The sequence below is a fragment of the Streptomyces lunalinharesii genome, from assembly GCF_039532155.1.
GTDB classification, from domain to species: Bacteria; Actinomycetota; Actinomycetes; order Streptomycetales; family Streptomycetaceae; genus Streptomyces; species Streptomyces lunalinharesii.
On record NZ_BAAARK010000003.1, the window covers coordinates 394,345 to 414,750 of the forward strand.

The 20,406-nt window shown below is 71.7% G+C and carries 18 protein-coding genes; 14 read left to right on the forward strand and 4 right to left on the reverse strand.

The features are described 5' to 3' along the window. Positions 1 to 516: a hypothetical protein gene (locus tag ABD385_RS07700; RefSeq protein WP_344574306.1), complete on the reverse strand. Its 516-nt coding sequence runs from the start codon at positions 514 to 516 to the stop codon at positions 1 to 3. 160 nt (positions 517 to 676) lie between these two features. On the opposite strand from ABD385_RS07700, the gene rimP reads away from it, so the two are divergent. The 9 genes from rimP to ABD385_RS07745 all read left to right on the forward strand — a co-directional run bounded on the left by rimP (position 677) and on the right by ABD385_RS07745 (position 10,226). Further along, positions 677 to 1,255: a ribosome maturation factor RimP gene (gene rimP / locus ABD385_RS07705; RefSeq protein ID WP_344574245.1), complete on the forward strand. Its 579-nt coding sequence runs from the start codon at positions 677 to 679 to the stop codon at positions 1,253 to 1,255. Between the two features lie 2 nt (positions 1,256 to 1,257). Then, entirely contained in the window at positions 1,258 to 2,250 is a 993-nt protein-coding gene (nusA, locus tag ABD385_RS07710) for a transcription termination factor NusA (RefSeq protein ID WP_344574246.1), read from the forward strand. A 126-nt stretch (positions 2,251 to 2,376) separates the two neighbouring features. Beyond that, positions 2,377 to 2,655, forward strand: a complete 279-nt coding sequence (locus tag ABD385_RS07715) for a YlxR family protein (protein WP_275462709.1) — start codon at positions 2,377 to 2,379, stop codon at positions 2,653 to 2,655. A gap of 178 nt (positions 2,656 to 2,833) precedes the next feature. Next, positions 2,834 to 5,935, forward strand: coding sequence for a translation initiation factor IF-2 (infB, locus tag ABD385_RS07720; RefSeq protein WP_344574249.1), 3,102 nt, complete (start codon positions 2,834 to 2,836; stop codon positions 5,933 to 5,935). Between the two features lie 192 nt (positions 5,936 to 6,127). Continuing rightward, on the forward strand, positions 6,128 to 6,421 hold the full coding sequence (locus ABD385_RS07725) for a DUF503 domain-containing protein (RefSeq protein ID WP_344574250.1): 294 nt from the start codon (positions 6,128 to 6,130) through the stop codon (positions 6,419 to 6,421). A gap of 67 nt (positions 6,422 to 6,488) precedes the next feature. Continuing rightward, positions 6,489 to 6,944 carry a 30S ribosome-binding factor RbfA gene (gene rbfA / locus ABD385_RS07730; protein ID WP_275462707.1) on the forward strand — a complete coding sequence of 152 codons (456 nt, stop codon included), beginning with the start codon at positions 6,489 to 6,491 and terminating at the stop codon, positions 6,942 to 6,944. Next, positions 6,941 to 7,867: a tRNA pseudouridine(55) synthase TruB gene (gene truB, locus ABD385_RS07735; protein ID WP_344574252.1), complete on the forward strand. Its 927-nt coding sequence runs from the start codon at positions 6,941 to 6,943 to the stop codon at positions 7,865 to 7,867. The genes rbfA and truB overlap by 4 nt, the downstream gene beginning before the upstream one ends. 219 nt (positions 7,868 to 8,086) lie before the next feature. Continuing rightward, positions 8,087 to 9,211, forward strand: a complete 1,125-nt coding sequence (locus ABD385_RS41320) for a hypothetical protein (protein WP_425585363.1) — start codon at positions 8,087 to 8,089, stop codon at positions 9,209 to 9,211. Positions 9,212 to 9,272: 61 nt separating this feature from the next. Further along, the gene (locus ABD385_RS07745; RefSeq protein WP_344574253.1) at positions 9,273 to 10,226 is read left to right on the forward strand and encodes a bifunctional riboflavin kinase/FAD synthetase; all 954 of its coding nucleotides are present in this window, start codon (positions 9,273 to 9,275) and stop codon (positions 10,224 to 10,226) included. Between the two features lie 89 nt (positions 10,227 to 10,315). Here the strand turns inward: ABD385_RS07745 and ABD385_RS07750 are convergent, their stop codons facing one another. The 3 genes from ABD385_RS07750 to eccE form a co-directional block, all read right to left on the reverse strand. Further along, positions 10,316 to 12,949 (reverse strand): SCO5717 family growth-regulating ATPase, encoded by a 2,634-nt coding sequence (locus ABD385_RS07750; protein WP_344574254.1) that lies wholly within the window; start codon positions 12,947 to 12,949, stop codon positions 10,316 to 10,318. Positions 12,950 to 13,296: 347 nt separating this feature from the next. Next, positions 13,297 to 14,139, reverse strand: a complete 843-nt coding sequence (locus ABD385_RS07755; RefSeq protein WP_344574255.1) for a hypothetical protein — start codon at positions 14,137 to 14,139, stop codon at positions 13,297 to 13,299. Continuing rightward, a complete protein-coding gene (gene eccE, locus ABD385_RS07760) occupies positions 14,139 to 15,512 on the reverse strand; it encodes a type VII secretion protein EccE (protein WP_344574256.1) in 1,374 nt (457 codons plus the stop codon). The genes ABD385_RS07755 and eccE overlap by 1 nt, the downstream gene beginning before the upstream one ends. Positions 15,513 to 15,697: 185 nt before the next feature. Here eccE and eccB point away from each other — a divergent pair, with 185 nt between their 5' ends. The 5 genes from eccB (at position 15,698) to ABD385_RS07785 (ending at position 20,387) form a co-directional block, all read left to right on the forward strand. Beyond that, positions 15,698 to 17,365, forward strand: coding sequence for a type VII secretion protein EccB (eccB, locus tag ABD385_RS07765; RefSeq protein WP_344574258.1), 1,668 nt, complete (start codon positions 15,698 to 15,700; stop codon positions 17,363 to 17,365). 446 nt (positions 17,366 to 17,811) lie between these two features. Then, positions 17,812 to 18,132: a WXG100 family type VII secretion target gene (locus ABD385_RS07770; protein WP_044379965.1), complete on the forward strand. Its 321-nt coding sequence runs from the start codon at positions 17,812 to 17,814 to the stop codon at positions 18,130 to 18,132. Positions 18,133 to 18,259: 127 nt separating this feature from the next. Continuing rightward, the gene (locus tag ABD385_RS07775; protein WP_044379964.1) at positions 18,260 to 18,553 is read left to right on the forward strand and encodes a WXG100 family type VII secretion target; all 294 of its coding nucleotides are present in this window, start codon (positions 18,260 to 18,262) and stop codon (positions 18,551 to 18,553) included. A gap of 255 nt (positions 18,554 to 18,808) precedes the next feature. Further along, positions 18,809 to 20,086, forward strand: a complete 1,278-nt coding sequence (mycP, locus tag ABD385_RS07780; RefSeq protein WP_344574259.1) for a type VII secretion-associated serine protease mycosin — start codon at positions 18,809 to 18,811, stop codon at positions 20,084 to 20,086. Next, on the forward strand, positions 20,079 to 20,387 hold the full coding sequence (locus ABD385_RS07785) for a hypothetical protein (protein ID WP_044379961.1): 309 nt from the start codon (positions 20,079 to 20,081) through the stop codon (positions 20,385 to 20,387). Before mycP ends, ABD385_RS07785 begins: the two co-directional genes overlap by 8 nt. Positions 20,388 to 20,406: the final 19 nt, after the last annotated feature.

Consider the following 20,406-nt stretch of genomic DNA (forward strand, 5'->3'; position numbering starts at 1 on the left):
TCACCCGGCCTCCGTCAGGAGGTACGCATGGGCCGCGCCGGCCGCCGCGACCGAGGCGAGCAGCCGGGCCAGTTCGGCCGGCGCGGACACCAGCGCCTTCGTCCGGGCGTCCGCGAGGGCGCGCTCCGCGTCGGCGAGCGCCGTACGGGCGGCCCGCTCGTCGGTCGGCACGTCGGGTGCGCCGGACCTGCGCGCCGCGCCGGCCGGTGGCGCGGAGGCGGGTGCGGAGGGCGCGGTGGACGGGGCGTCGGAGGTGAACGCCTGGGCGTGCCGGGCGACTTCGGCCCGCAGCGGGCGCAGCGCCGCTCCCAGCGTCGGGTGCGCGGTGAGCGTCGCGTCGTACCGCGCGAGCAGCGCCACGCTGTCCCGGGCGGCGTTCTTCCGCAACCGTTCCGCGGCCGCCGAGAGCTCGGCCGCCTCGGGGGCCGGACGGGCGTCGTCGGCGCACCCGGTGAGCAGTGCCGCACCTCCCAGGGCGGCGCCGGCCAACAGGGTCGTTCTGCGCGTGAGCGCCAGTTTCGGCACGTTGCACTTCCCGGGGTCTTCCGTAGTGATCACCGCAGGCGAGCGTATCCGTGACGACCCACCGAATCGTCAGTACCCCGCCGGAACCGATAGGCTTTGACCCGACACGCGACCTACCCACAACAGCACACGCGGCCGAGGAGTCACCCGGATGAGCACCACCCAGAGCGAGAGGCTGCGCGGGCTGCTTGAACCGCTCGTCGCCGCACGAGACCTGGATCTGGAAGAGATCGAGGTGACCCCGGCCGGCAAGAGCCGGGTGCTGAGGATCGTGGTCGACTCCGACGCGGGCGTCCAGCTGGACGAGTGTGCCGAACTGAGCCGTGAGGCGTCCCAGGTGCTGGACGACACCGACGCGATGGGCGGCGCCCCGTACACCCTTGAGGTGACCTCGCCGGGCGCCGACCGGCCGCTGACCGAGCTGCGGCACTACCGCCGCGCCGTCGGCCGCCTGATCAAGGCCCGCCTGCACGAGGGCGACGAGGTGGTGGCGCGGATCGTCGCCGCCGACGACGCCGGACTGGACCTGGAGGTCCCGGGCGTCAAGGGCCGCAAGCCGACCGCCCGCCGGGTCGCGTTCGACGAGATCGCCAAGGCGCGGGTCGAGCTGGAGTTCAACCCCAAGCCGTCCCGCGCCACAGCGCCGCAGGACGCGAAGAGCACCGAGCACGACGAAACCGACGAGCACGACGCGCACGACGCGCACGACGAGAACAAGGAGGAGGCGTAGCCGTGGACATCGACATGAGCGCCCTGCGGGGTCTGGTGCGGGAGAAGGAGATCTCGTTCGACCTGCTGGTCGAGGCGATCGAGTCGGCCCTCCTCATCGCGTACCACCGCACCGAGGGCAGCCGCCGCCGCGCGCGGGTGGAGCTGGACCGCAGCACCGGCCACGTGACGGTGTGGGCGAAGGAGGACCCGGACGACCTGGAGGAGGGTGCCGAGCCGCGCGAGTTCGACGACACCCCGTCCGGCTTCGGGCGGATCGCGGCGACCACCGCCAAGCAGGTCATCCTGCAGCGGCTGCGGGACGCCGAGGAGGAGATCACGTTCGGCGAGTACGCCGGACGCGAGGGCGACGTGGTCACCGGCGTCGTCCAGCAGGGCAAGGACCCCAAGAACGTCCTGGTCGACATCGGTCGGCTGGAGGCCATCCTGCCGGTGCAGGAGCAGGTCCCGGGCGAGGAGTACACGCACGGCACGCGGCTGCGGTCGTACGTCGTCCGCGTCGTCAAGGGCGTCCGGGGGCCCTCGGTCACCCTCTCGCGCACCCACCCCAATCTGGTGAAGAAGCTGTTCGCCATGGAGGTGCCGGAGATCGCCGACGGGTCGGTGGAGATCGCCGCCATCGCGCGTGAGGCCGGCCACCGGACGAAGATCGCGGTGCGGTCGATGCGTTCCGGCCTGAACGCCAAGGGCGCGTGCATCGGCCCGATGGGCGGCCGGGTGCGGGCCGTGATGGCCGAACTCAACGGCGAGAAGATCGACATCGTGGACTGGTCGGACGACCCGGCCGAGCTGGTGGCGAACGCGCTGTCCCCGGCCCGGGTCAACAAGGTCGAGGTCGTGGACCTGTCGGCGCGCTCGGCCCGGGTGACCGTGCCGGACTACCAGTTGTCGCTGGCCATCGGCAAGGAAGGCCAGAACGCCCGGCTCGCGGCGCGGCTGACCGGCTGGCGGATCGACATCCGTCCCGACACCGAGCAGGTCCCGGCGCAGGGCTGAGCCGGGACGGGCGGAGCCGCGGCGCCCGAAAAGAAGTGGTGCCGCGGCGCCGGGCGGGGAATTCTGAGCAACGGATCGGCTTTACCCCATCGGGGTGGACCGGCCGTAGGGAGGTAGACTTAAGCGGTGTCTGGCCGGACGCATGCCCGCGCATGCCCTGAGCGCACTTGTCTGGGGTGCCGGGAGCGAGCGGCCAAGGGCGATTTGCTGCGCATCGTGGCGATCGAGGGTGAGTGTGTCCCCGATCCTCGCGGTACGCTGCCCGGCCGGGGTGCTTACGTGCACCGGACACTGGTCTGCCTCGACCTGGCGGTTCGCCGCCGGGCGTTTCCCCGGGCCTACCGGGGTCGCGGCCCGTTCGACACGGCGGATTTGCGCCGGTTCATCGAAGGGGGCGCGGGTTGAGCAGCCGCCATGGCAATAACGCACAGCAAGACACGCACAGCGCACGGAAAACCGTGCGGTCAGGTACCTCGCGAGTCGGAAGTAGGTCGAGATTGCGATGAGCACTCGATGAGTACGCGATGAGTACGCCCATGAAGTAGCGACGGTCCGGTGGACACCCGGACCTAGAAGGAGCGAAGTGGCTAAGGTCCGGGTATACGAACTCGCCAAGGAGTTCGGTGTTGAGAGCAAGGTCGTCATGGCCAAGCTCCAAGAACTTGGTGAATTCGTCCGTTCGGCGTCCTCGACGATCGAGGCGCCGGTTGTTCGCAAGTTGACCGACGCTTTCCAGGCGGGCAGCGGCGGCGGCCGTTCCGCCGGCAAGCCCGCGGCGCCGCGCAAGTCGGCCCCCGCGAAGCCGTCCGCGCCCACTCCGGCGCAGGCGGCGCGTCCGGCTGCCCCGAAGCCGGGCGCCCCCAAGCCGGGCCCCGCGGCTCCGGCCGCCCCGGAGGCACCCGTTGCCCCGGAGGCACCCGTTGCCCCCGCGGAGCCCGCCGCCTCCAAGCCTGCTGCCGGGCCCACTCCGGGTCCGCGGCCGGCTCCGGCCCGCCCCGCGGCGCCCAAGTCCGCCCCGGCCGCGCCCGCGCAGCCGGAGTTCCAGGCCCCGCCGTCCGCGCCGGCTCCCGCCGCGCAGTCGGGGCCCCGTCCCGGTGCCACCCCCGGCCCGCGTCCGGGCGGCCGCCCGGCAGGCGGCCAGGGTCAGGGCCAGGGCCAGGGTCGTGGCAACGCCCCGCGTCCCGGTGGCGAGCGCGCCCCGCGTCCCGGTGGTGCCCGTCCGAGCGGTCCCCGTCCGGGCAACAACCCCTTCACCTCCGGTGGCTCCACGGGCATGGCCCGTCCGCAGGCCCCGCGGCCCGGTGGCGCCCCGCGTCCCGGCCAGCCCGGTCCGCGCCCGCAGGGCGGCGGCCAGGGTGGTCCCCGTCCGCAGGGCCAGGGCGGCGCGCGTCCGACCCCCGGTGGCATGCCCCGTCCGCAGGGTGCGGCGCCCGGTGGCGCCCCGCGTCCCGGCGGCGGTAACCGTCCGAACCCGGGCATGATGCCGCAGCGTCCGGCTGCCGGCCCGCGTCCGGGTCCCGGCGGTGGCGGCGGTCGTCCGGGCGGCGCTGGTCGTCCCGGTGGCGGCGGCGGTGGCGGTCGTCCCGGTGGCGGTGGCGGCTTCGCCGGTCGTCCCGGTGGTGGCGGCGGTGGCGGTCGTCCGGGTGGCGGCGGCGGTTTCGCCGGTCGTCCCGGTGGCGGCGGTCCCGGTGGTGGCGGCGGCTTCGGCGGTCGTCCCGGCTTCGCCGGTCGTCCGGGTGGTCCCGGCGGCCGTGGTGGCACGCAGGGTGCGTTCGGCCGTCCCGGCGGTCCGGCGCGTCGTGGTCGCAAGTCGAAGCGGCAGCGCCGTCAGGAGTACGAGGCGATGCAGGCCCCGTCCGTGGGCGGCATCATGCTGCCGCGCGGCAACGGCCAGACCGTTCGCCTCTCGCGCGGTGCCTCGCTGACCGACTTCGCGGAGAAGATCAACGCCAACCCGGCGTCGCTGGTCCAGGTCATGCTGAACCTGGGCGAGATGGTCACCGCGACCCAGTCGGTCTCCGACGAGACGCTGCAGCTGCTCGCCGGCGAGATGAACTACAACATCGAGATCGTCAGCCCGGAGGAGGAGGACCGCGAGCTTCTCGAGTCCTTCGACATCGAGTTCGGCGAGAACGAGGGCGGCGAGGAGATGCTGGCGGCCCGTCCGCCGGTGGTGACCGTCATGGGTCACGTCGACCACGGTAAGACCCGCCTGCTGGACGCGATCCGCAAGACGAACGTGGTCGCGGGCGAGGCCGGTGGCATCACCCAGCACATCGGTGCCTACCAGGTCACGACCGAGGTCAACGAAGAAGAGCGTCGCATCACCTTCATCGACACCCCGGGTCACGAGGCGTTCACCGCCATGCGTGCCCGCGGTGCGAAGTCGACCGACATCGCGATCCTCGTGGTGGCGGCCAACGACGGTGTCATGCCGCAGACGATCGAGGCCCTGAACCACGCCAAGGCGGCCGACGTGCCGATCGTGGTCGCGGTCAACAAGATCGACGTCGAGGGTGCCGACCCGACCAAGGTGCGCGGTCAGCTGACCGAGTTCGGTCTGGTGGCCGAGGAGTACGGCGGCGACACCATGTTCGTCGACATCTCCGCCCGTCAGGGGACCAACATCGAGCAGCTGCTCGAGGCCGTCGTCCTCACCGCGGACGCCGCCCTCGACCTGCGGGCCAACCCCGACCAGGACGCCCAGGGCATCGCGATCGAGGCCCACCTCGACCGCGGCCGTGGCGCCGTGGCGACGGTCCTGGTCCAGCGCGGTACCCTCCGCGTCGGCGAGACGATGGTCGTGGGCGACGCCTACGGTCGCGTCCGGGCGATGCTCGACGACAAGGGCAACCACGTCGAGGAAGCGGGTCCGTCGACCCCCGTCCTGGTCCTGGGTCTGACCAACGTCCCGGGCGCCGGCGACAACTTCCTGGTTGTCGACGAGGACCGCACGGCCCGCCAGATCGCCGAGAAGCGCGCGGCGCGCGAGCGCAACGCCGCGTTCGCCAAGCGCACCCGCCGGGTGTCCCTCGAGGACCTCGACAAGGTGCTCAAGGCGGGCGAGGTCCAGCAGCTCAACCTCATCATCAAGGGCGACGCGTCCGGTTCGGTCGAGGCCCTGGAGTCCTCGCTGCTCCAGCTCGACGTCGGCGAAGAGGTCGACATCCGGGTGCTGCACCGCGGCGTCGGTGCGGTCACGGAGTCCGACATCAACCTGGCGTCCGGCTCCGACGCGATCGTCATCGGCTTCAACGTGCGGGCCGAGGGCCGCGCCACGCAGATGGCCGAGCGCGAGGGCGTCGACGTCCGGTACTACTCGGTCATCTACCAGGCGATCGAGGAGATCGAGGCGGCCCTCAAGGGCATGCTCAAGCCGGAGTACGAGGAGGTCGAGCTCGGTACGGCGGAGATCCGCGAGGTCTTCAAGTCGTCCAAGCTGGGCAACATCGCCGGTGTGCTCATCCGCTCCGGCGAGGTCAAGCGGAACACCAAGGCGCGCCTCATCCGCGACGGCAAGGTGGTCGCGGAGAACCTCAACATCGACGGTCTGCGCCGCTTCAAGGACGACGTCACCGAGATCCGCGAAGGCTTCGAGGGCGGTATCAACCTCGGCAACTTCAACGACATCAAGGTCGACGACGTCATTGCGACGTACGAGATGCGGGAGAAGCCGCGCGGCTGATCTTGCAGTAGTCCGCCCGGCGTGCGGTCCACCGGCAACGGTGGCCGGGCGGCGGGCGGGCCGGGGCCGGTCGGCGGGAATCTCCGTCGATCGGCCCCGCTCGTTCCGTGTACGGTTCGAAATGACACGCACGCCCCCGGCCGACGCCGGGAGGCACCCCGAAGGCCCCGCGGGTGGCTTGACCCGTCTTGCATGTACGTAGGGACGTTGTCCTTCGACCTGCTTCTCGGCGACGTACGGTCGCTGAAGGAGAAGCGCTCCGTCGTCCGCCCGATCGTCGCCGAGCTGCACCGCAAGTACGCGGTGAGCGTCGCGGAGGTGGGAGACCAGGACCTCCATCGCAGGGCCCGCATCGGGCTGGCGGTGGTGTCCGGGGACGTCGGACACCTGACGGATGTCATGGACCGCTGCGAGCGCCTGGTCGCCGCACGGCCCGAAGTGGAGCTGCTGTCGGTACGCCGACGGCTGCACGGCGACGACGAGTGACCCGCGAGACCGGGCGGGTCGTCGCCGGTGGAAGCACAATCGTGAAAGACAAGAAGGAGACGGACCAGTGGCCGACAATGCGCGGGCGAAGAAGCTGGCGGACCTCATCCGGGAGGTGGTCGCCCAGAAGTTGCAGCGCGGCGTCAAGGATCCGCGGCTCGGCACGCACGTGACCATCACCGACACCCGGGTCACCGGCGACCTGCGGGAGGCGACGGTCTTCTACACGGTGTACGGCGACGACGAGGACCGGGCGAGCGCCGCCGCCGGACTGGAGAGCGCCAAGGGCGTGCTCCGCTCCGCGGTGGGTGCGGCGGCCGGGACCAAGTTCACGCCGACGCTGACGTTCGTCGCGGACGCCCTGCCGGAGAACGCCCAGACGATCGAGGACCTGCTCGACCGGGCCCGGGCCTCGGACGCCCAGGTGCGCGAGGCGTCCTCGGGCGCCAAGTACGCCGGTGAAGCGGACCCGTACCGCAAGCCGGGCGCCGACGAGGACGACGAGGACGCAGCGGCAGAATGAAGCGGCAGAGCAACACGCCGGGCGGCCTGGTCATCGTCGACAAGCCGTCCGGTTTCACGTCGCACGACGTGGTGGCGAAGATGCGCGGGATGGCCCGCACCCGCCGGGTCGGGCACGCCGGCACCCTCGACCCGATGGCGACCGGTGTCCTGGTCCTCGGCCTGGAGCGGGCCACCAAGCTGCTCGGGCACCTCGCGCTGACGGAGAAGGAGTACGTCGGCACGGTGCGGCTCGGGCAGAGCACGCTCACCGACGACGCCGAGGGCGAGGTCCTGGCGGCGAAGGCGGCGCACGGCATCGCCCGCGAGGACATCGACGCCGGCGTCGCCGAGCTGTCCGGCGCGATCATGCAGGTCCCGTCCAAGGTCAGCGCGATCAAGATCGACGGCAAGCGCTCCTACAAGCGGATCCGGGACGGCGAGGACGTGGAGATCCCGGCCCGGCCGGTGACCGTCTCCTCGTTCGTCGTGCACTCCGCGCACGAGACCGAGGCCGCCGACGGCACCCCGGTGACCGACGTGCTGGTCTCCGTGGTCTGCTCCTCCGGCACCTACATCCGCGCCCTCGCCCGTGACCTGGGCGCCGGGCTCGGCGTGGGCGGCCACCTGACCGCGCTGCGGCGCACCCGGGTCGGACCGTACAAGCTCGACCGGGCGCGGACACTGGAGCAGCTCCAGGCGGCGGTGGACGACCCCGAGGGCGGCGGCCTGCCGGTCATGCCGCTCGGGGACGCCGCGGCCGCCGCGTTCACCCGCTGGGACGTCACCGAGGCACAGGCCCGGTTGCTGCTCAACGGCGCGCGGGTGCCGATGCCGCTCTTCGAGGGCGGCGGCACGGTGGCGGCCTTCGGACCGGACGGCACGTTCCTCGCGCTGGTGGAGAACCAGGGCGGGCGGGCCAAGAGCCTGGCGGTCTTCGCCTAGCGAACGGCAGCCGAGGGGGAGGTGGTGGAACGCGGGCCGTGCCGACGGGCGCGGAGCGTTCGGCCCGCGCTCCACCATCCCCCTCGCTGAGTCTCTGTCCAGCGCCTCGCGGTGATTCACCCCCGTGAGCAGGCGCTCGGAGTGAACCACGGCGCGGACGGGGGCGCGTTCGCCGTGCACCCTGTCGCGAAGATCACTGTCTGTCTACCGTCGTCGCCGATGAGCACGGACGGTAACGGGCGGGGAGGTTCGCGCATGGTGGTGCTGGACGTCGACAGGGACGTGTGCGGGGATGCGTACGGGGTGGTCGACGGGGGCGCGTTCGGGAGGCCGCACGCAGGGGTGCACCGAGTGGCGCACGGACGACCCGGCGGGGCAGCGCGCGGTGCGGCCAGTGGGGGCGTCGAGGGCGGCACGGTTGAGGAACTGGCGCTGGAATGGCGGGAGTTGGTGGGCGCCGCAACCGCTCCCGGGGTGGGCTCCGGGACGGCGGCCGGTCGACTGTGCGGCGTGCTGCTGGGGGTGCCGGACGCCACGCCTTACCTGGGCGTGCTGCGGCTGCTCGCCGACCGGATCACCGAACTGTCGGTCGCGGCCGGCGGCTTCGCGGACGCCGGACTGGCCACGTTCGGCCCGGTGTTCTGGCGGTGCCTGGCGCTGGCGCCGGCGGACCGGCTGGAACTGCTGCGCCGGCTGCTGCCGGCCGACGGGCCGCCGCCGACCGCGCGCGGCGGACGAGCGTCACGTCCCTTCGCCCGGCCGCCGCGGGTCCGGGTCCACCCCGCCGACGGGGAGGCGGGCCGCCGGGCGGGCGCCGGGTGGGTCGACGGCCCCGTAGCGGGCCGTGCGGGGGGCGTGGAGGCGTGCGGTCCCGAGGGCGGGCCCCTGCGCCCCGGACGCTTCCTCGACCTCGTGGCCGAGCTGCTGAAGGCCGCGCCGGAACGGACCCAGCCGGTGCTGTGCGGCTGGTTCGACGACGTCCGTCCGCTGCTGGCCGCGCCCGCCGCGCCCGGCCCGGTCACCGTCGCGCACGCCGCGCAGGCGCTGCTGCACACCCATCGCACCCGGGCGCTGGACGCCCTCGTGCAGACGCTGATCGGAGTGCCGCACCCCCGTGCGACCGAACTGCTGGACGCGCTCGCCGAGGACGAGCCGGTGGCGCTGCGGCGGGTCGCGGCGTCGTGGGGGAGCGGTCCCGGGCGTGTGGGGCGGGCCCCGTCGGCCGCCCCTCGGGACGGGGCGGCGGTGACCGGCCGGTGGTCGGCGGGCGCCGCGGGGTGTCCGATGCAACAGCGGCCAGTCGACCCTTCGCGCGAAGCCGCGCTCGCGGCATGGCAGTCTTAGACCTGCGCCATGCCGAAATGGCGCAGTGGACGGTCAAGAGTTCGGGCGAGGAGCGGGCAGAGTGCAGCGCTGGCGTGGCTTGGAGGACATCCCCGAGGGTTGGGGACGCAGCGTCGTCACCATCGGCTCGTACGACGGAGTGCACCGCGGCCACCAATTGATCATCGGTCGCGCGGTGGCGCGCGCCCGCGAGCTGGGGGTCCCGGCCGTGGTCGTCACCTTCGACCCGCACCCGAGCGAGGTGGTCCGCCCCGGCACCCATCCGCCGCTGCTGGCCCCGCACCACCGCCGGGCCGAGCTGATGGCGGAGCTGGGGGTGGACGCGGTGCTGGTGCTGCCGTTCACCAAGGAGTTCTCGCAGCTGGCGCCCGCCGACTTCGTGGTGAAGGTGCTGGTCGACAAGTTGCACGCGCAGCTCGTCGTGGAGGGGCCGAACTTCCGTTTCGGCCACAAGGCCAAGGGCACCGTCGAGAGCCTCGCCGAGCTGGGCCGCACCTACGACTACACGGTCGAGGTCATCGACCTCTTCGAGCGCGGCACCGCGGGCGGCGGCGTGCCGTTCTCGTCCACGCTGGTCCGCCGGCTGGTCGCCGAGGGCGACGTGGCGGGGGCCAGGGAGGTCCTGGGGCGGCCGCACCGGGTCGAGGGCGTGGTCGTCCGCGGCGCGCAGCGCGGTCGTGAACTGGGCTTCCCCACGGCCAACGTGGAGACCTTGCCGCACACCGCGATCCCGGCCGACGGGGTCTACGCGGGGCTGCTGCACGTCGAGGGCGAGGCGATGCCGGCGGCCGTCTCGGTGGGCACCAACCCGCAGTTCGACGGCAAGGTGCGGACGGTGGAGGCGTACGCCATCGACCGGATCGGGCTCGACCTGTACGGGCTGCACGTCGCGGTGGACTTCCTCGCCTACATCCGGGGCCAGGAGAAGTTCGACACCCTGGACGCGCTGCTGGAGCGGATGGCGGTCGACGTGAAGCAGGCCCGCGGGCTGATCGCCGAATCCGGTCTGGCGTAGGGCACTTCGCGCCCGTTGAGGGCGCACGAAAGGGGCGGGGCCCGGCAGTCGACTGCCGGGCCCCGCCCCTTTCGTGCACGCCTGGCCGCTCACTGCGGGGGCGGCTGCTGGGTCCAGCCGCCCTGCTCCGGCAACGGAGCGTCCGGGGCGGGCTGTTGCTGCCAACCGGCCGGCGGCTGGGCGGCGGGCTGCTGGGTCCAACCGCCCTGCTGCGGCGGGTAGCCGGCCGGCGGCTGGCCCTGCTGGGGGACCTGCTGCTGGGCCTGCTGCGCCTGTTGGGCGTACTGCTGTTGGGCGTACGGGTCCTGCTGCTGGGCGTACGGGTCGCCGCCCATCTGCTGCTGCCCCATCTGCGCCTGTGCGTACATCCCCTGGGCCTGCTGCTGGCGCGCGAAGTCCTCGGCGACCAGGGCGGAGAGGTTGAAGTACGCCTCGCGGGTCTTCGGTCGCATCATGTCGAGGTCGACCTCGGCGCCGGCGGCGAGGTGCTCGTCGAACGGCACCACGACGACCCCGCGGCAGCGGGTCTCGAAGTGCGACACGATGTCCTCGATCTTGATCATCTTGCCGGTCTCGCGGACCCCGGAGATGACCGTGAGGCCGCGCTGCACCAGGTCGGCGTAGCCGTGCGCGGAGAGCCAGTCCAAGGTGGTGCTGGCGCTGCTGGCACCGTCGACCGACGGGGTGGAGATGATGATCAACTGGTCGGCGAGGTCGAGCACACCGCGCATCGCGCTGTAGAGCAGACCGGTGCCCGAGTCGGTGAGGATGACCGGGTACTGCTTGCCGAGGATGTCGATCGCGCGCCGGTAGTCCTCGTCGTTGAACGTCGTCGAGACGGCCGGGTCGACGTCGTTGGCGAGGATCTCCAGGCCCGAGGGGGCCTGCGAGGTGAACCGGCGGATGTCCATGTAGCTGTGCAGGTGGGGGATCGCCTGCACCAGGTCACGGATGGTCGCCCCGGTCTCGCGGCGGACCCGTCGACCGAGCGTGCCGGCGTCCGGGTTGGCGTCGATCGCGAGGATCTTGTCCTGCCGCTCGGAGGCCAGGGTGGCGCCCAGCGCGGTGGTGGTGGTGGTCTTGCCGACGCCGCCCTTGAGGCTGATCACCGCGATCCGGTAGCAGGACAGCACCGGCGTGCGGATCAGCTCCAGCTTGCGCTGGCGCTCCTCCAGCTCCTTCTTCGCACCCAGCTTGAACTTGGACGGCTGGGCGTTGGCACCCGGCTTCCGCTTCTTCGGCTGGTTGCGCAGCAGGCGGTCGGAGGTCAGCTCGACCGCGGCGCTGTAGCCGAGCGGTGCACCGGGGGTGGCGCGCTGCGGCTGCTGCTGGCCCGGCTGGGAGTACTGGGCGTAGTTGGCCGCCGCGTTGGGGTCGCCGAACTGCTGGCCGGGGAGCGGCTGTTGACCCTGTTGACCCGGCTGCGGCTGTTGCTGGGCCTGCTGCGGCTGTTGGGCCTGCTGCGGCTGCTGGGGGTAGCCGGGCTGGGCCTGCTGCTGTGGCTGTTGCTGGGCGTGCTGCTGGGCCTGCTGTTGGCCCTGCTGGGGGTAGCCCTGCTGCGGGTAGCCGTAGGCGGGCTGCTGCGGCTGGGCGGTGGGCTGCTGCTGGGCCTGCTGCTGCGGGTGCTGACCCTGCTGCTGCACCTGCTGCGGATAGCCGTACGCGGGCTGCGGGTAGCCGTAGCCACCCTGCTGCGCCGGGGCGGCCTGCTGCTGCGGGTAGCCGCCCTGCTGGGGCTGCTGCGGCTGCTGGGCCTGCTGCGGGTAGGGCTGCTGGGGTGCCTGGGGATGGGCCTGCTGCGGCTGTGCCTGCTGCGGCTGGGCCGGCTGCTGCTGGGCCTGCTGGGGTGCGACCGGCTGCTGCTGGCCGGCCTGCGCCATCCGCGGGTCGGCCGGCTGGAACTCCGGCGGCAGCGGCGGGAGTCCGCCCTGCGCCGGCGCGCCCTGCTGCTGACCGTCCGCGCCGGGCCACGGCGCACCCGCCGCCGGAGCGCCCTGCTGCGGCGGCATGCCCTGCGGAGCGACGCCCTGCTGGGGCACGCCCTGGCCGGGCGCCAGCTGCTGCGGAGGCTGCTGGGCCGGCTGCTGGCCCTGGACGGGCTGGGCTGGCTGGGCGGCGGGCTGGGCGCCCGCGGCGGCCGTCGCTGCGGCTGCGGTGGCGGCGTCCGGCCCGGGAGCCGGTGCGGGCTGTCCCTCGGGCGCGGGCGCGGCCTCCGGCTGCGGCGCCGCGGCGGACCGCGGCTCGGGCGTCGGATCCGCCGCCGCCGGCCCCGCGTCGTCCTCGTCGTCGTCCCAGAGGGAGGCCGAGGGGTCCGGACCGCTGCCCGCGTGGACGTTGGCGCCGGCCGCGTCGTCGGCGGCGGCCGGAGCCGACGCACCGCCGGCCGCGGCGGCCGCGTCGTCCCCGCCCGCGCCGTGCGGGCGCAGCGTCGGGAAGCCGGGAGGCGCGGCCGGACCGGGAGCCCCCTGCTGCGGAACGCCGGGGGTCGCGGAGCCCTGGGCGGGCCCGGACGGCGACTGGCCGGTTGACGACGGGCCCGGGGTCGAGGCGCCGGCGGGCGGCGTCGCGGAGGAGGCCGCGGCGCCCGCGCCACCACTGGTGTCGTTGCTGCCGTACCAGGCCGGAGCCGCGAAATCGATCTTGAACTCGCCGGTCAGGTCGAACTCGGACTGGTCGTCGTCAGGATCGTTCCCGTCCGGGCGGAAAGCCTCCTGGTCTTTCACTGTGCCTCCTGGTCTACTGCAACGCACCTGAACGGCAGGACCGGATACAGGCGGATCGATCGGATGTAACGGAAGTCGGAGCACGTCACCCGAGGTTGCGCCACCACTGCTAAGTCTCCATCCCCGTGTCGACTGCCGTCGCGCGCTGCCGAGGTGATGTGCTCCTGCGGCTCTCCCCACAGCCTAATCAACAGTCGGCCCATAACGGCAGTCGATGCCATGTCGTCTTCAAGCCCGGTCGGCACGCCTACGGGCGCACCCCGTGGATGCGCCCGTAGCTCGTGCCGGCGGCCGGTCGCGTCGTACGGCGCACGAGACGCCCTCGGACAACCGGCCGGTGCGCGCGGTCAGTCCATGCGGCGCGGCCCGCCCAGCAGGTTGATCTCCGGCTCGGTGGGCTGGGTCATGACGAACTGGTGGTCGCCGTCCCGCCGGCACCACAGCATGGCGTTGTCGCTCAACGTCGGCAGCACCGCACCGACGTTGTCCGGCAGGCGCATGATCCGCGTCACAACCTCGGCCTCCTCGGGCGACAGTCGCTGCAGGCCGACCAGGTCCGCCCGGCCGAGCATCTGCGGCGAACGCGGCCCGAGGAACGGCAGCACCGTCAGCACGGTCTGCCAGGGGCTCGGCGCGAGCTGGTTGCGCGGCGGGCGGGCACCCATGTCGCGGACGACGAGGACGGGGCTGGAAACCGACGGTCCCTGCGGCGCGATCTGGCGCACGTCGAAGACCGAGACGCACTGCTGACCGCCACCGGCGGCCTGCGCCATCTGGCCCCAGGCCGGCGGCCGGGCGGTCTCCACCGCGACCCGGGCGCCGGTGGCGACCGTGCGCAGCGCCAGCACCTGCGCCATCCACATGCTGCCGACCAGCGCGATCTCCATCGGCGCGGGGCGCAGCAGGCTCAGCACCGCCGGCTGGTTCTGCGGGTCGATGCCGATGATGACGCCGTCGTCGCCGACCGGCAGGGTGAGTTCGGCGAGCGACTCGGCCGGCAGGACGTGCGGGTTGCGCCGCGGGCCGCGCAGGCCGAAACCGGGGCGCGGCTTCGGCCCCGTCGGCCCGGACTGCTCCTCGTCGGGGCGCGGCTGGTGCGAGAGCCGACCACCGGAGACGCCCTGGTTCGTGGGGGTGCGCCAGCCGTCGCTGCTGACGTTGACGCGGGGCTGGTACGTGGGAGTGCCCATCAGCGGGTACCTCCGAGGGGAAGCGTGGCCAGCAGGCCGGGCAGCTGCTCGCGGTCGAGCCGGACGAGTCCGACCTTGACGGAGCCGGAGCGGCGCTCCAACTCGGTCTGTGCGTCGGAGAGTTCGTTGTCGCTACGGGTCGACAGCCGGATGTAGCCGGAGATGGCCGGCAGTCGGCCGCTGCCGTGCGACGCGGTCAGCGCGAAGGTGCTGGCCATCGCCCGGGTGCTGGTCAACAGCTGGGTGACGGCCGCCAACGGAGCGCCGCCGCGGCCGAGTTGGGGCCAGCGACCGATCCAGTACGTGGTGTGCCAGCGGTCGTCGCAGCGCATCGCCCGGGTGGTCTCCTGGGTGCGGCGGGCGGCCCGGCCGTCCCGGCCCATCGCGCCGTTCGCGGCCCGCGGGCTGACGCACACCGCGGTGCCGACCGCGGCCACCACCTCGCGCTCGTCGAGGACCTTGGCGCGCACGCCGTGCGCGGTGAGCCGGCTGACGAGCTGGTCGGCGGCGCGGAGCAGGGAGCGCTGGGCGCCGTTCATGCCGCCGCCGCGGGCCTCGATCGCCTCGGCGCACAGCTCCGGGTCCAGCTTCAGCGCGATCCAGGTCAGCTGCACCGCGGGGGTCTGCGACTGGGCCTGGAGCGGCGCGTAGGAGCGGGCGGCGACGGCCTGCTCGGGCAGGTGCGGCGCCGGCGCGGGCTGGGTGTACTGGACGAACTGCGCGGACTCCAGGTGGATGTCCTCGATGTCCAGCGCGGTGTGCAGCAGCTCCAGCGGGACCATGTGGCTGCCGCGCTGCGGCCGCAGCGGTTCGTCGCGGGCGTCCACCTGGACGAGGGCGGTCAGGAACGTGCCGTCCCCGACGAAGCCGATGGTGCGCTGCTCGGCGTCGGTGTACTCGTAGGTGCGCAGGGCCGGGTCGCACTCCACCACCGGGGCGAAGGCGGGGTCGACGCCCTGGGTGGCGGCGAGGTTCTCGCCCGCGGTCTTCCCGCGGCGGTTCATCGCGCGCACGGTGATGATCCACTCGGGCAGCGGGATCTTCCGGCGCCGGCCGAGCGCGAAGATGACCAGGACGACCGCCACCACCACGGCCACGGTCAGCGCCACCGGGTGATGCATCGACAGGCCCACCAGGACCAGCGCCGCGGCGAGTTCGATGATGGCCAGCTGCTGGACGCGGACGCCGCCGATGGTGCCGGCCTGTTGGCGCAGCCGGGGCGAAACCGGTCCGGCCGCGGCCCGACCCCCGTTTCCTCTACTGCCCGGCGCTGTGCCGTTTTGGCCCTCATTTCCCGCGTTCTGCGGTGCAGCGGAAGGCTGTTGCTGCTGTTGCCGCCCATTGCGGCGTCGAGCCCTGGTGGCGCTGGACATCCCCCGGCCTGCTCCTCTACTGGTGGTGGTGGCTCTAGACGTATCGGCCGTTGTTGAGACTGGTGCGTTGGAAGGTGGCACCCGTACCGTACGGCTCGATCGATACACGGCATAGTAGAGGGCGCTACGGCGTGAGTGCCGGGGGCGGTCGATGTGGATCCAACAGGCGGGGAGAGAAAGCAACAATGGCATCACGTCGGGACGAGCTGAATGCGTATTCGTTCGCTCGAAAGCGCACGAATGCGGCATTTCTGAAGCCGCTGCCGAACGGTTCCATCGAAAGCGCGCCGAGACCGCTGAAGGCCGTGTTGCCCAGTGTGGTGATGGGCGTCCTGGTGCTCGTGGGGTTCGGGGCCTGCGGCATTCTCAAGCCGGTCGCCCCGGCGGGATGGGACACCGTGGGGACAAACGTCCTCGTCGGGGATGAATCCACCACTCGCTATGTCGTACTGGAAAGCAAGGACGCCAACGGCAAAAAGCAGAAGCTGCTGCACCCCGTTCTGAATCTCGCCTCCGCCAAGCTCCTTCTCGACCCGAAGAAGTTCCAGGTCGTGAAGGTCAAGGAATCCGAGTTGGACAGCGGGAAGATCTCGCGCGGCGCCGCGATCGGGATTCCCTACGCCCCGGACCGGCTGCCCACCGCCGCCGACGTCGACAAGCCCAAGACCTGGGCGGTGTGCGACCGCCCCGGCAGCGGCGAGAACAGCAAGACGCAGCAGGCGGTGTTCGTCCTCGCGGGCAAGGAACGCGACAAGATCGACGACACCCGGCAGGGCAAGCTCGACCTCCACCAGGCGCTGTACGTCGAAGACCCGGACGGCGTGCGGTGGTTGATCGACCACAACGGCTTCGCGTTCCAGATGATCGCCAACCAGCAGCAGGGGCTCCTGGAGCAGAAGACCAACGCCAAGCACACCGACACCGAGGCCGACCGCTCCCTGCGCCGTGTCATCTTCGGTTCCCAGGCGGAACCCCAGAAGGTGTCCGCCGAGTTCATGAACACGCTGATCAAGAGCCCGTACCCGATCAGCATGCCGGAGGTGCCGGGCGCCGGCACCTCGGTCTCCAACAGCGCGCTCCCGGCCGAGGCGCAGAAGGTCGGCTCGATCCTCCAGGCCGGCGACGGCCAGAAGTACGTGGTCGTGCAGGACGGCGTCGAGCAGGTCTCGAACTTCGTCGCCAACCTCCTGGAGCAGGGCGAGAACGCCACCAAGGTGAACGGCGGCAGCGGCAAGGCGCTCACCCCGGTGAGCGTCGCCACCGGCCGGGTGAGCCCCAAGCTGGACGCCACCAACCACCCGGTCACCTTCTACGGCAAGGTCCCGTACACCGACGTCGACAGCCCGTGGCCCAGCGAGATCGTCAGCGCGGCCAACGACTTCGCGCACGGCTCGCAGACCAGCGGCCTGTCCACCCCCACCCAGAACGGCGTCTCCTGCAGCGTCTACAAGGGGACCAACACCAAGTACCCGGGCGTCGAGAAGCTCGGCTACCCCAACGGCCTGCCGGACATGACCACCTGGGTCGGCAAGGACTACCCGGCCAAGATCGCCCCCGGCTCCAGCGCCTACGTCAGCCCCGGCAGCGGCCTGCTCTACCAGCAGGTCGCCACCCCCAAGGCGAACTCCGGCAGCCTCTTCCTGGTCACCGACACCGGTCTGCGCTACTCGATCCCGCGGAACAACGACTCCGCGACCAAGGCGGGCAGCGACAAGCAGGAGCTGGACCAGGCCCAGATCCACCTCGGCTACGGCGACGCGCACCCGCCGCTGATGCTGGAGTCGTGGTCCAAGCTGCTCTCCGCGGGCCCGTCGCTGGACGTGGCGAGCGCGTCCAAGCCGCAGGCGTCCTGACGTACCAGGAGGCCGCTCGCAGCGGCGCTCGCGTCACCTGAGCACGCGCCGCACGAGGCCGTGCCGGGCACCCACTCCAGGGGCCCGGCACGGCCTCGTCGGCGTCCGGGGCCGAGGCTCGCCCGCCGTCCGACGGGACGGACCCCGCACCGCCGTCAAGACCGCCGAATCGGCCAGTCGCCCGGGCCCCCGCGGGCCGCCACTTCTCCCCGGAACCTTCACTACCGGTTGACCGAAACCGCCCCATCTGCCCGATTCCATTGAACGGCGGTTTCCCGAGGCGTAGTTGACATTGTTGTGATCCCGTCACAACGGCCGTCCCCCTGTTGGGAACAGGCGTGTGGAGTAGGTAATGTGGCAGAAGGCGTCAGCAGGAGATGCCTCCCGCGCACTGCCCTTGCCGGAGCCGCGCGGCCGACGTACAAGTCTCATGGGGGACGTTGACCATGGCTGGTCAGTTCACAACCACGCACGAGGAGATGGTCGCGTTCAGCGGCAAAATCGACTCGGTCAACCAGGCGATCCAGGGGGAGATCCAGCGTCTGCAGACGGTCGTCGACTCCATCACCTCGGGATGGAAGGGCCAGGCGGCCTCCTCGTACCACCAGCTGCAGTCGCAGGTGAACGAGGACGGCAACCGGATCAACCAGCTGCTGGCGGAGATCAAGGAAGCGATCGACCAGACCACGCAGAACTACACCTCCTCCGAAGAGGAGCAGGCTCAGTCGATCTCGCACGTCACCGCCCAGGCCTCCCCCTTCGGATGAGGGGGCCGCGCCACTGACCCGGCGCGCTCGCCAACCCGTCGTGGTCCGGTAGGCCGTCCCTTCCGGTGCGGCTCCTCTACCACGGCACGTGAATCGACTCAGCAGCAACAACTCCCGAGGAGACCCCATGTCCGGCCAGATCCTGGTCAATTTCCAAACGATCAGCCAGGCAAGTTCCGACGTGCGTCAGACGGCCAACAACATTCGCCAGCAGCTCGACGACCTCGAGGCCGGCGTCAAGAAGATCGCCGCGAGCTGGGAAGGTGCCGCGCAGGAGGGCTACCAGGCCCGCCAGCGCGAGTGGGACCAGCGCGCCGCCCACCTGCAGCAGACGCTCGAGGCCATCGCCAAGGCCCTGGACACCGCCGCTCAGAACTACCAGAGCACCGAGCACAAGAACGCCGGCATCTGGGGCGGCTGATCCCGCACACGCGAGAGCGGAAGGCACACGGCTGAGCAGCCTGCAACGGCTCGCACAGTGGTCAACGAGGGCGAGCGCGCTGCAACGGTGCGCTCGCCCTTCTGCCGTCCGACCGTGCGCCATGGCGAAGTCTTCACCGGCCCTCCCCCCACCGTCACCGATTCCTCACCCGTGACGCCCCGAACTCGCCGCCACCGCCCTCTCGCCCCGCCCCTCATCCGCCCCCTCTCAAACGCTACGGAGAGCAGAAAACCCGTGGGATCTCGCGCCATTGGTCTACGAACCGGGCACCGCCGCCGCGCGACGGGTGCTCTGGTCACGGCGGCCTGCGTCGCCGGCCTGTCGAGCGTCACCGTCGCGCCGGCGGTCGCGGACGAGAACGTGCCGCTGCAGAACGGCGAGTGCAAGTTCGGCACCGACGACATCAAAGAGACCCCCTGGTCCCTCCAGCGCCTGCTCACCAACCAGATGTGGGCGAGCGGCGAGGGGCAGGGCATCCGGGTCGCGGTCATCGACACCGGCGTGGACGCGGGCAACAAGCAGCTCCAGGACGCCATCGAAGGCTCCGGCAAGTCGTACGTCGGCGGCAAGGCCACCCAGGACAAGGTGGGCCACGGCACCAAGGTCGCCGGCATCATCGCGGCCCGCCCCAGCGCGACGTCCGGCTTCTACGGCCTTGCGCCCAAGGCCGAGATCATCCCGTTCCAGCAGACCAGCGACGAGAAGGCCGGCACCGCCGACACCCTCGCCAAGGCCATCAACGACGCGGTCTCCGCCAACGTCGACATCATCAACATCTCGCAGGGCACGGCGGCCAGCAAGCAACTGCTGCCGACCCTTGAGGCCGCGGTCAAGAACGCCAGGGACCACAACGTCCTGATCGTCGCCGCCGCCGGCAACAGCGGCGCGAGCGGCGAGGAGAAGAACATCTACCCCGCCGCGTTCAGCGACTCCTACGACAACGTCCTGGCCGTCGCCGCCTCCGACCGCAACGACGAACGGGCTCCCTTCTCCCAGCCCGGACCCTTCGTCGGCATCGCCGCACCCGGTGTCGACATGGTCTCGACGGTCCCGCTCGGCGGCAACTGCGTCGACCAGGGCACCAGCTTCGCCGCCCCGTACGCCGCCGGAGCCGCGGCCCTCCTGGTCGCCAAGCACAAGGACGACAAGGAGAAGTGGGGCCCCCGCGAGGTCATCTGGCACCTCGAGCAGACCGCCGACCGGGTCCGCAGGGGGCGTGACGACAACATCGGTTGGGGCGTGGTCGACCCCGTTGCCGCCCTCAAGGACGACACCCGTCCGACTGCCGCACCCACGCCGGATAAGTTCTCCGGAGTGTCCGACGGCACCAACATCCAGCCGGCCGTCCTCACCCTCGGCGAATCGCCCGAGGAGCGGCAGGCCCGCATCGGCATCTACATCGTCGGCGGCGGACTCCTCGCCGTCGGCGCGGTCGTGGGCTCGTCCGTCGCCCTGCGCGACTGGCGCCGTAAGACCGGAACGACATCACACGGGGAGGCCAAGCATGGCTAGCAAGGAATACGGCGTTGATCTCGACGCTCTTGATCAACTCGTGAAGGAGCTCAACCAGGTCCTCAAGGACATGGGCGGGCCGAAGGACAAGGCCAAGAACCAGACGTACCTTCCTGAGGGTGCGCTGGGTAAGGGCTTCGACGAGCGCGGCAAGCTGCACAACGCGCACAACGAGATGAAGGACTTCATCCAGAACCAGATCGTCGACAAGATTGAGGGCTTGGTCGACGATTTCGGTAAGAAGTCCCAGAAGACGAAGGACGCCTACGCGGACGCTGAGCACGACAACACGATGAAGTGACCTTGCTGCAAGGCGCATG

Coding starts and splice junctions, on each gene's coding strand:
- truB (WP_344574252.1), top strand. CDS start 6,941: ATGAAGCGGCAGAGCAACACGCCGGGCGGCCTGGTCATCGTCGACAAG.
- rimP (WP_344574245.1), top strand. CDS start 677: ATGAGCACCACCCAGAGCGAGAGGCTGCGCGGGCTGCTTGAACCGCTC.
- ABD385_RS41320 (WP_425585363.1), top strand. CDS start 8,087: ATGAGCACGGACGGTAACGGGCGGGGAGGTTCGCGCATGGTGGTGCTG.
- ABD385_RS07725 (WP_344574250.1), top strand. CDS start 6,128: ATGTACGTAGGGACGTTGTCCTTCGACCTGCTTCTCGGCGACGTACGG.
- eccE (WP_344574256.1), bottom strand. CDS start 15,512: ATGTCCAGCGCCACCAGGGCTCGACGCCGCAATGGGCGGCAACAGCAG.
- ABD385_RS07775 (WP_044379964.1), top strand. CDS start 18,260: ATGTCCGGCCAGATCCTGGTCAATTTCCAAACGATCAGCCAGGCAAGT.
- eccB (WP_344574258.1), top strand. CDS start 15,698: ATGGCATCACGTCGGGACGAGCTGAATGCGTATTCGTTCGCTCGAAAG.
- ABD385_RS07755 (WP_344574255.1), bottom strand. CDS start 14,139: ATGGGCACTCCCACGTACCAGCCCCGCGTCAACGTCAGCAGCGACGGC.
- ABD385_RS07770 (WP_044379965.1), top strand. CDS start 17,812: ATGGCTGGTCAGTTCACAACCACGCACGAGGAGATGGTCGCGTTCAGC.
- ABD385_RS07785 (WP_044379961.1), top strand. CDS start 20,079: ATGGCTAGCAAGGAATACGGCGTTGATCTCGACGCTCTTGATCAACTC.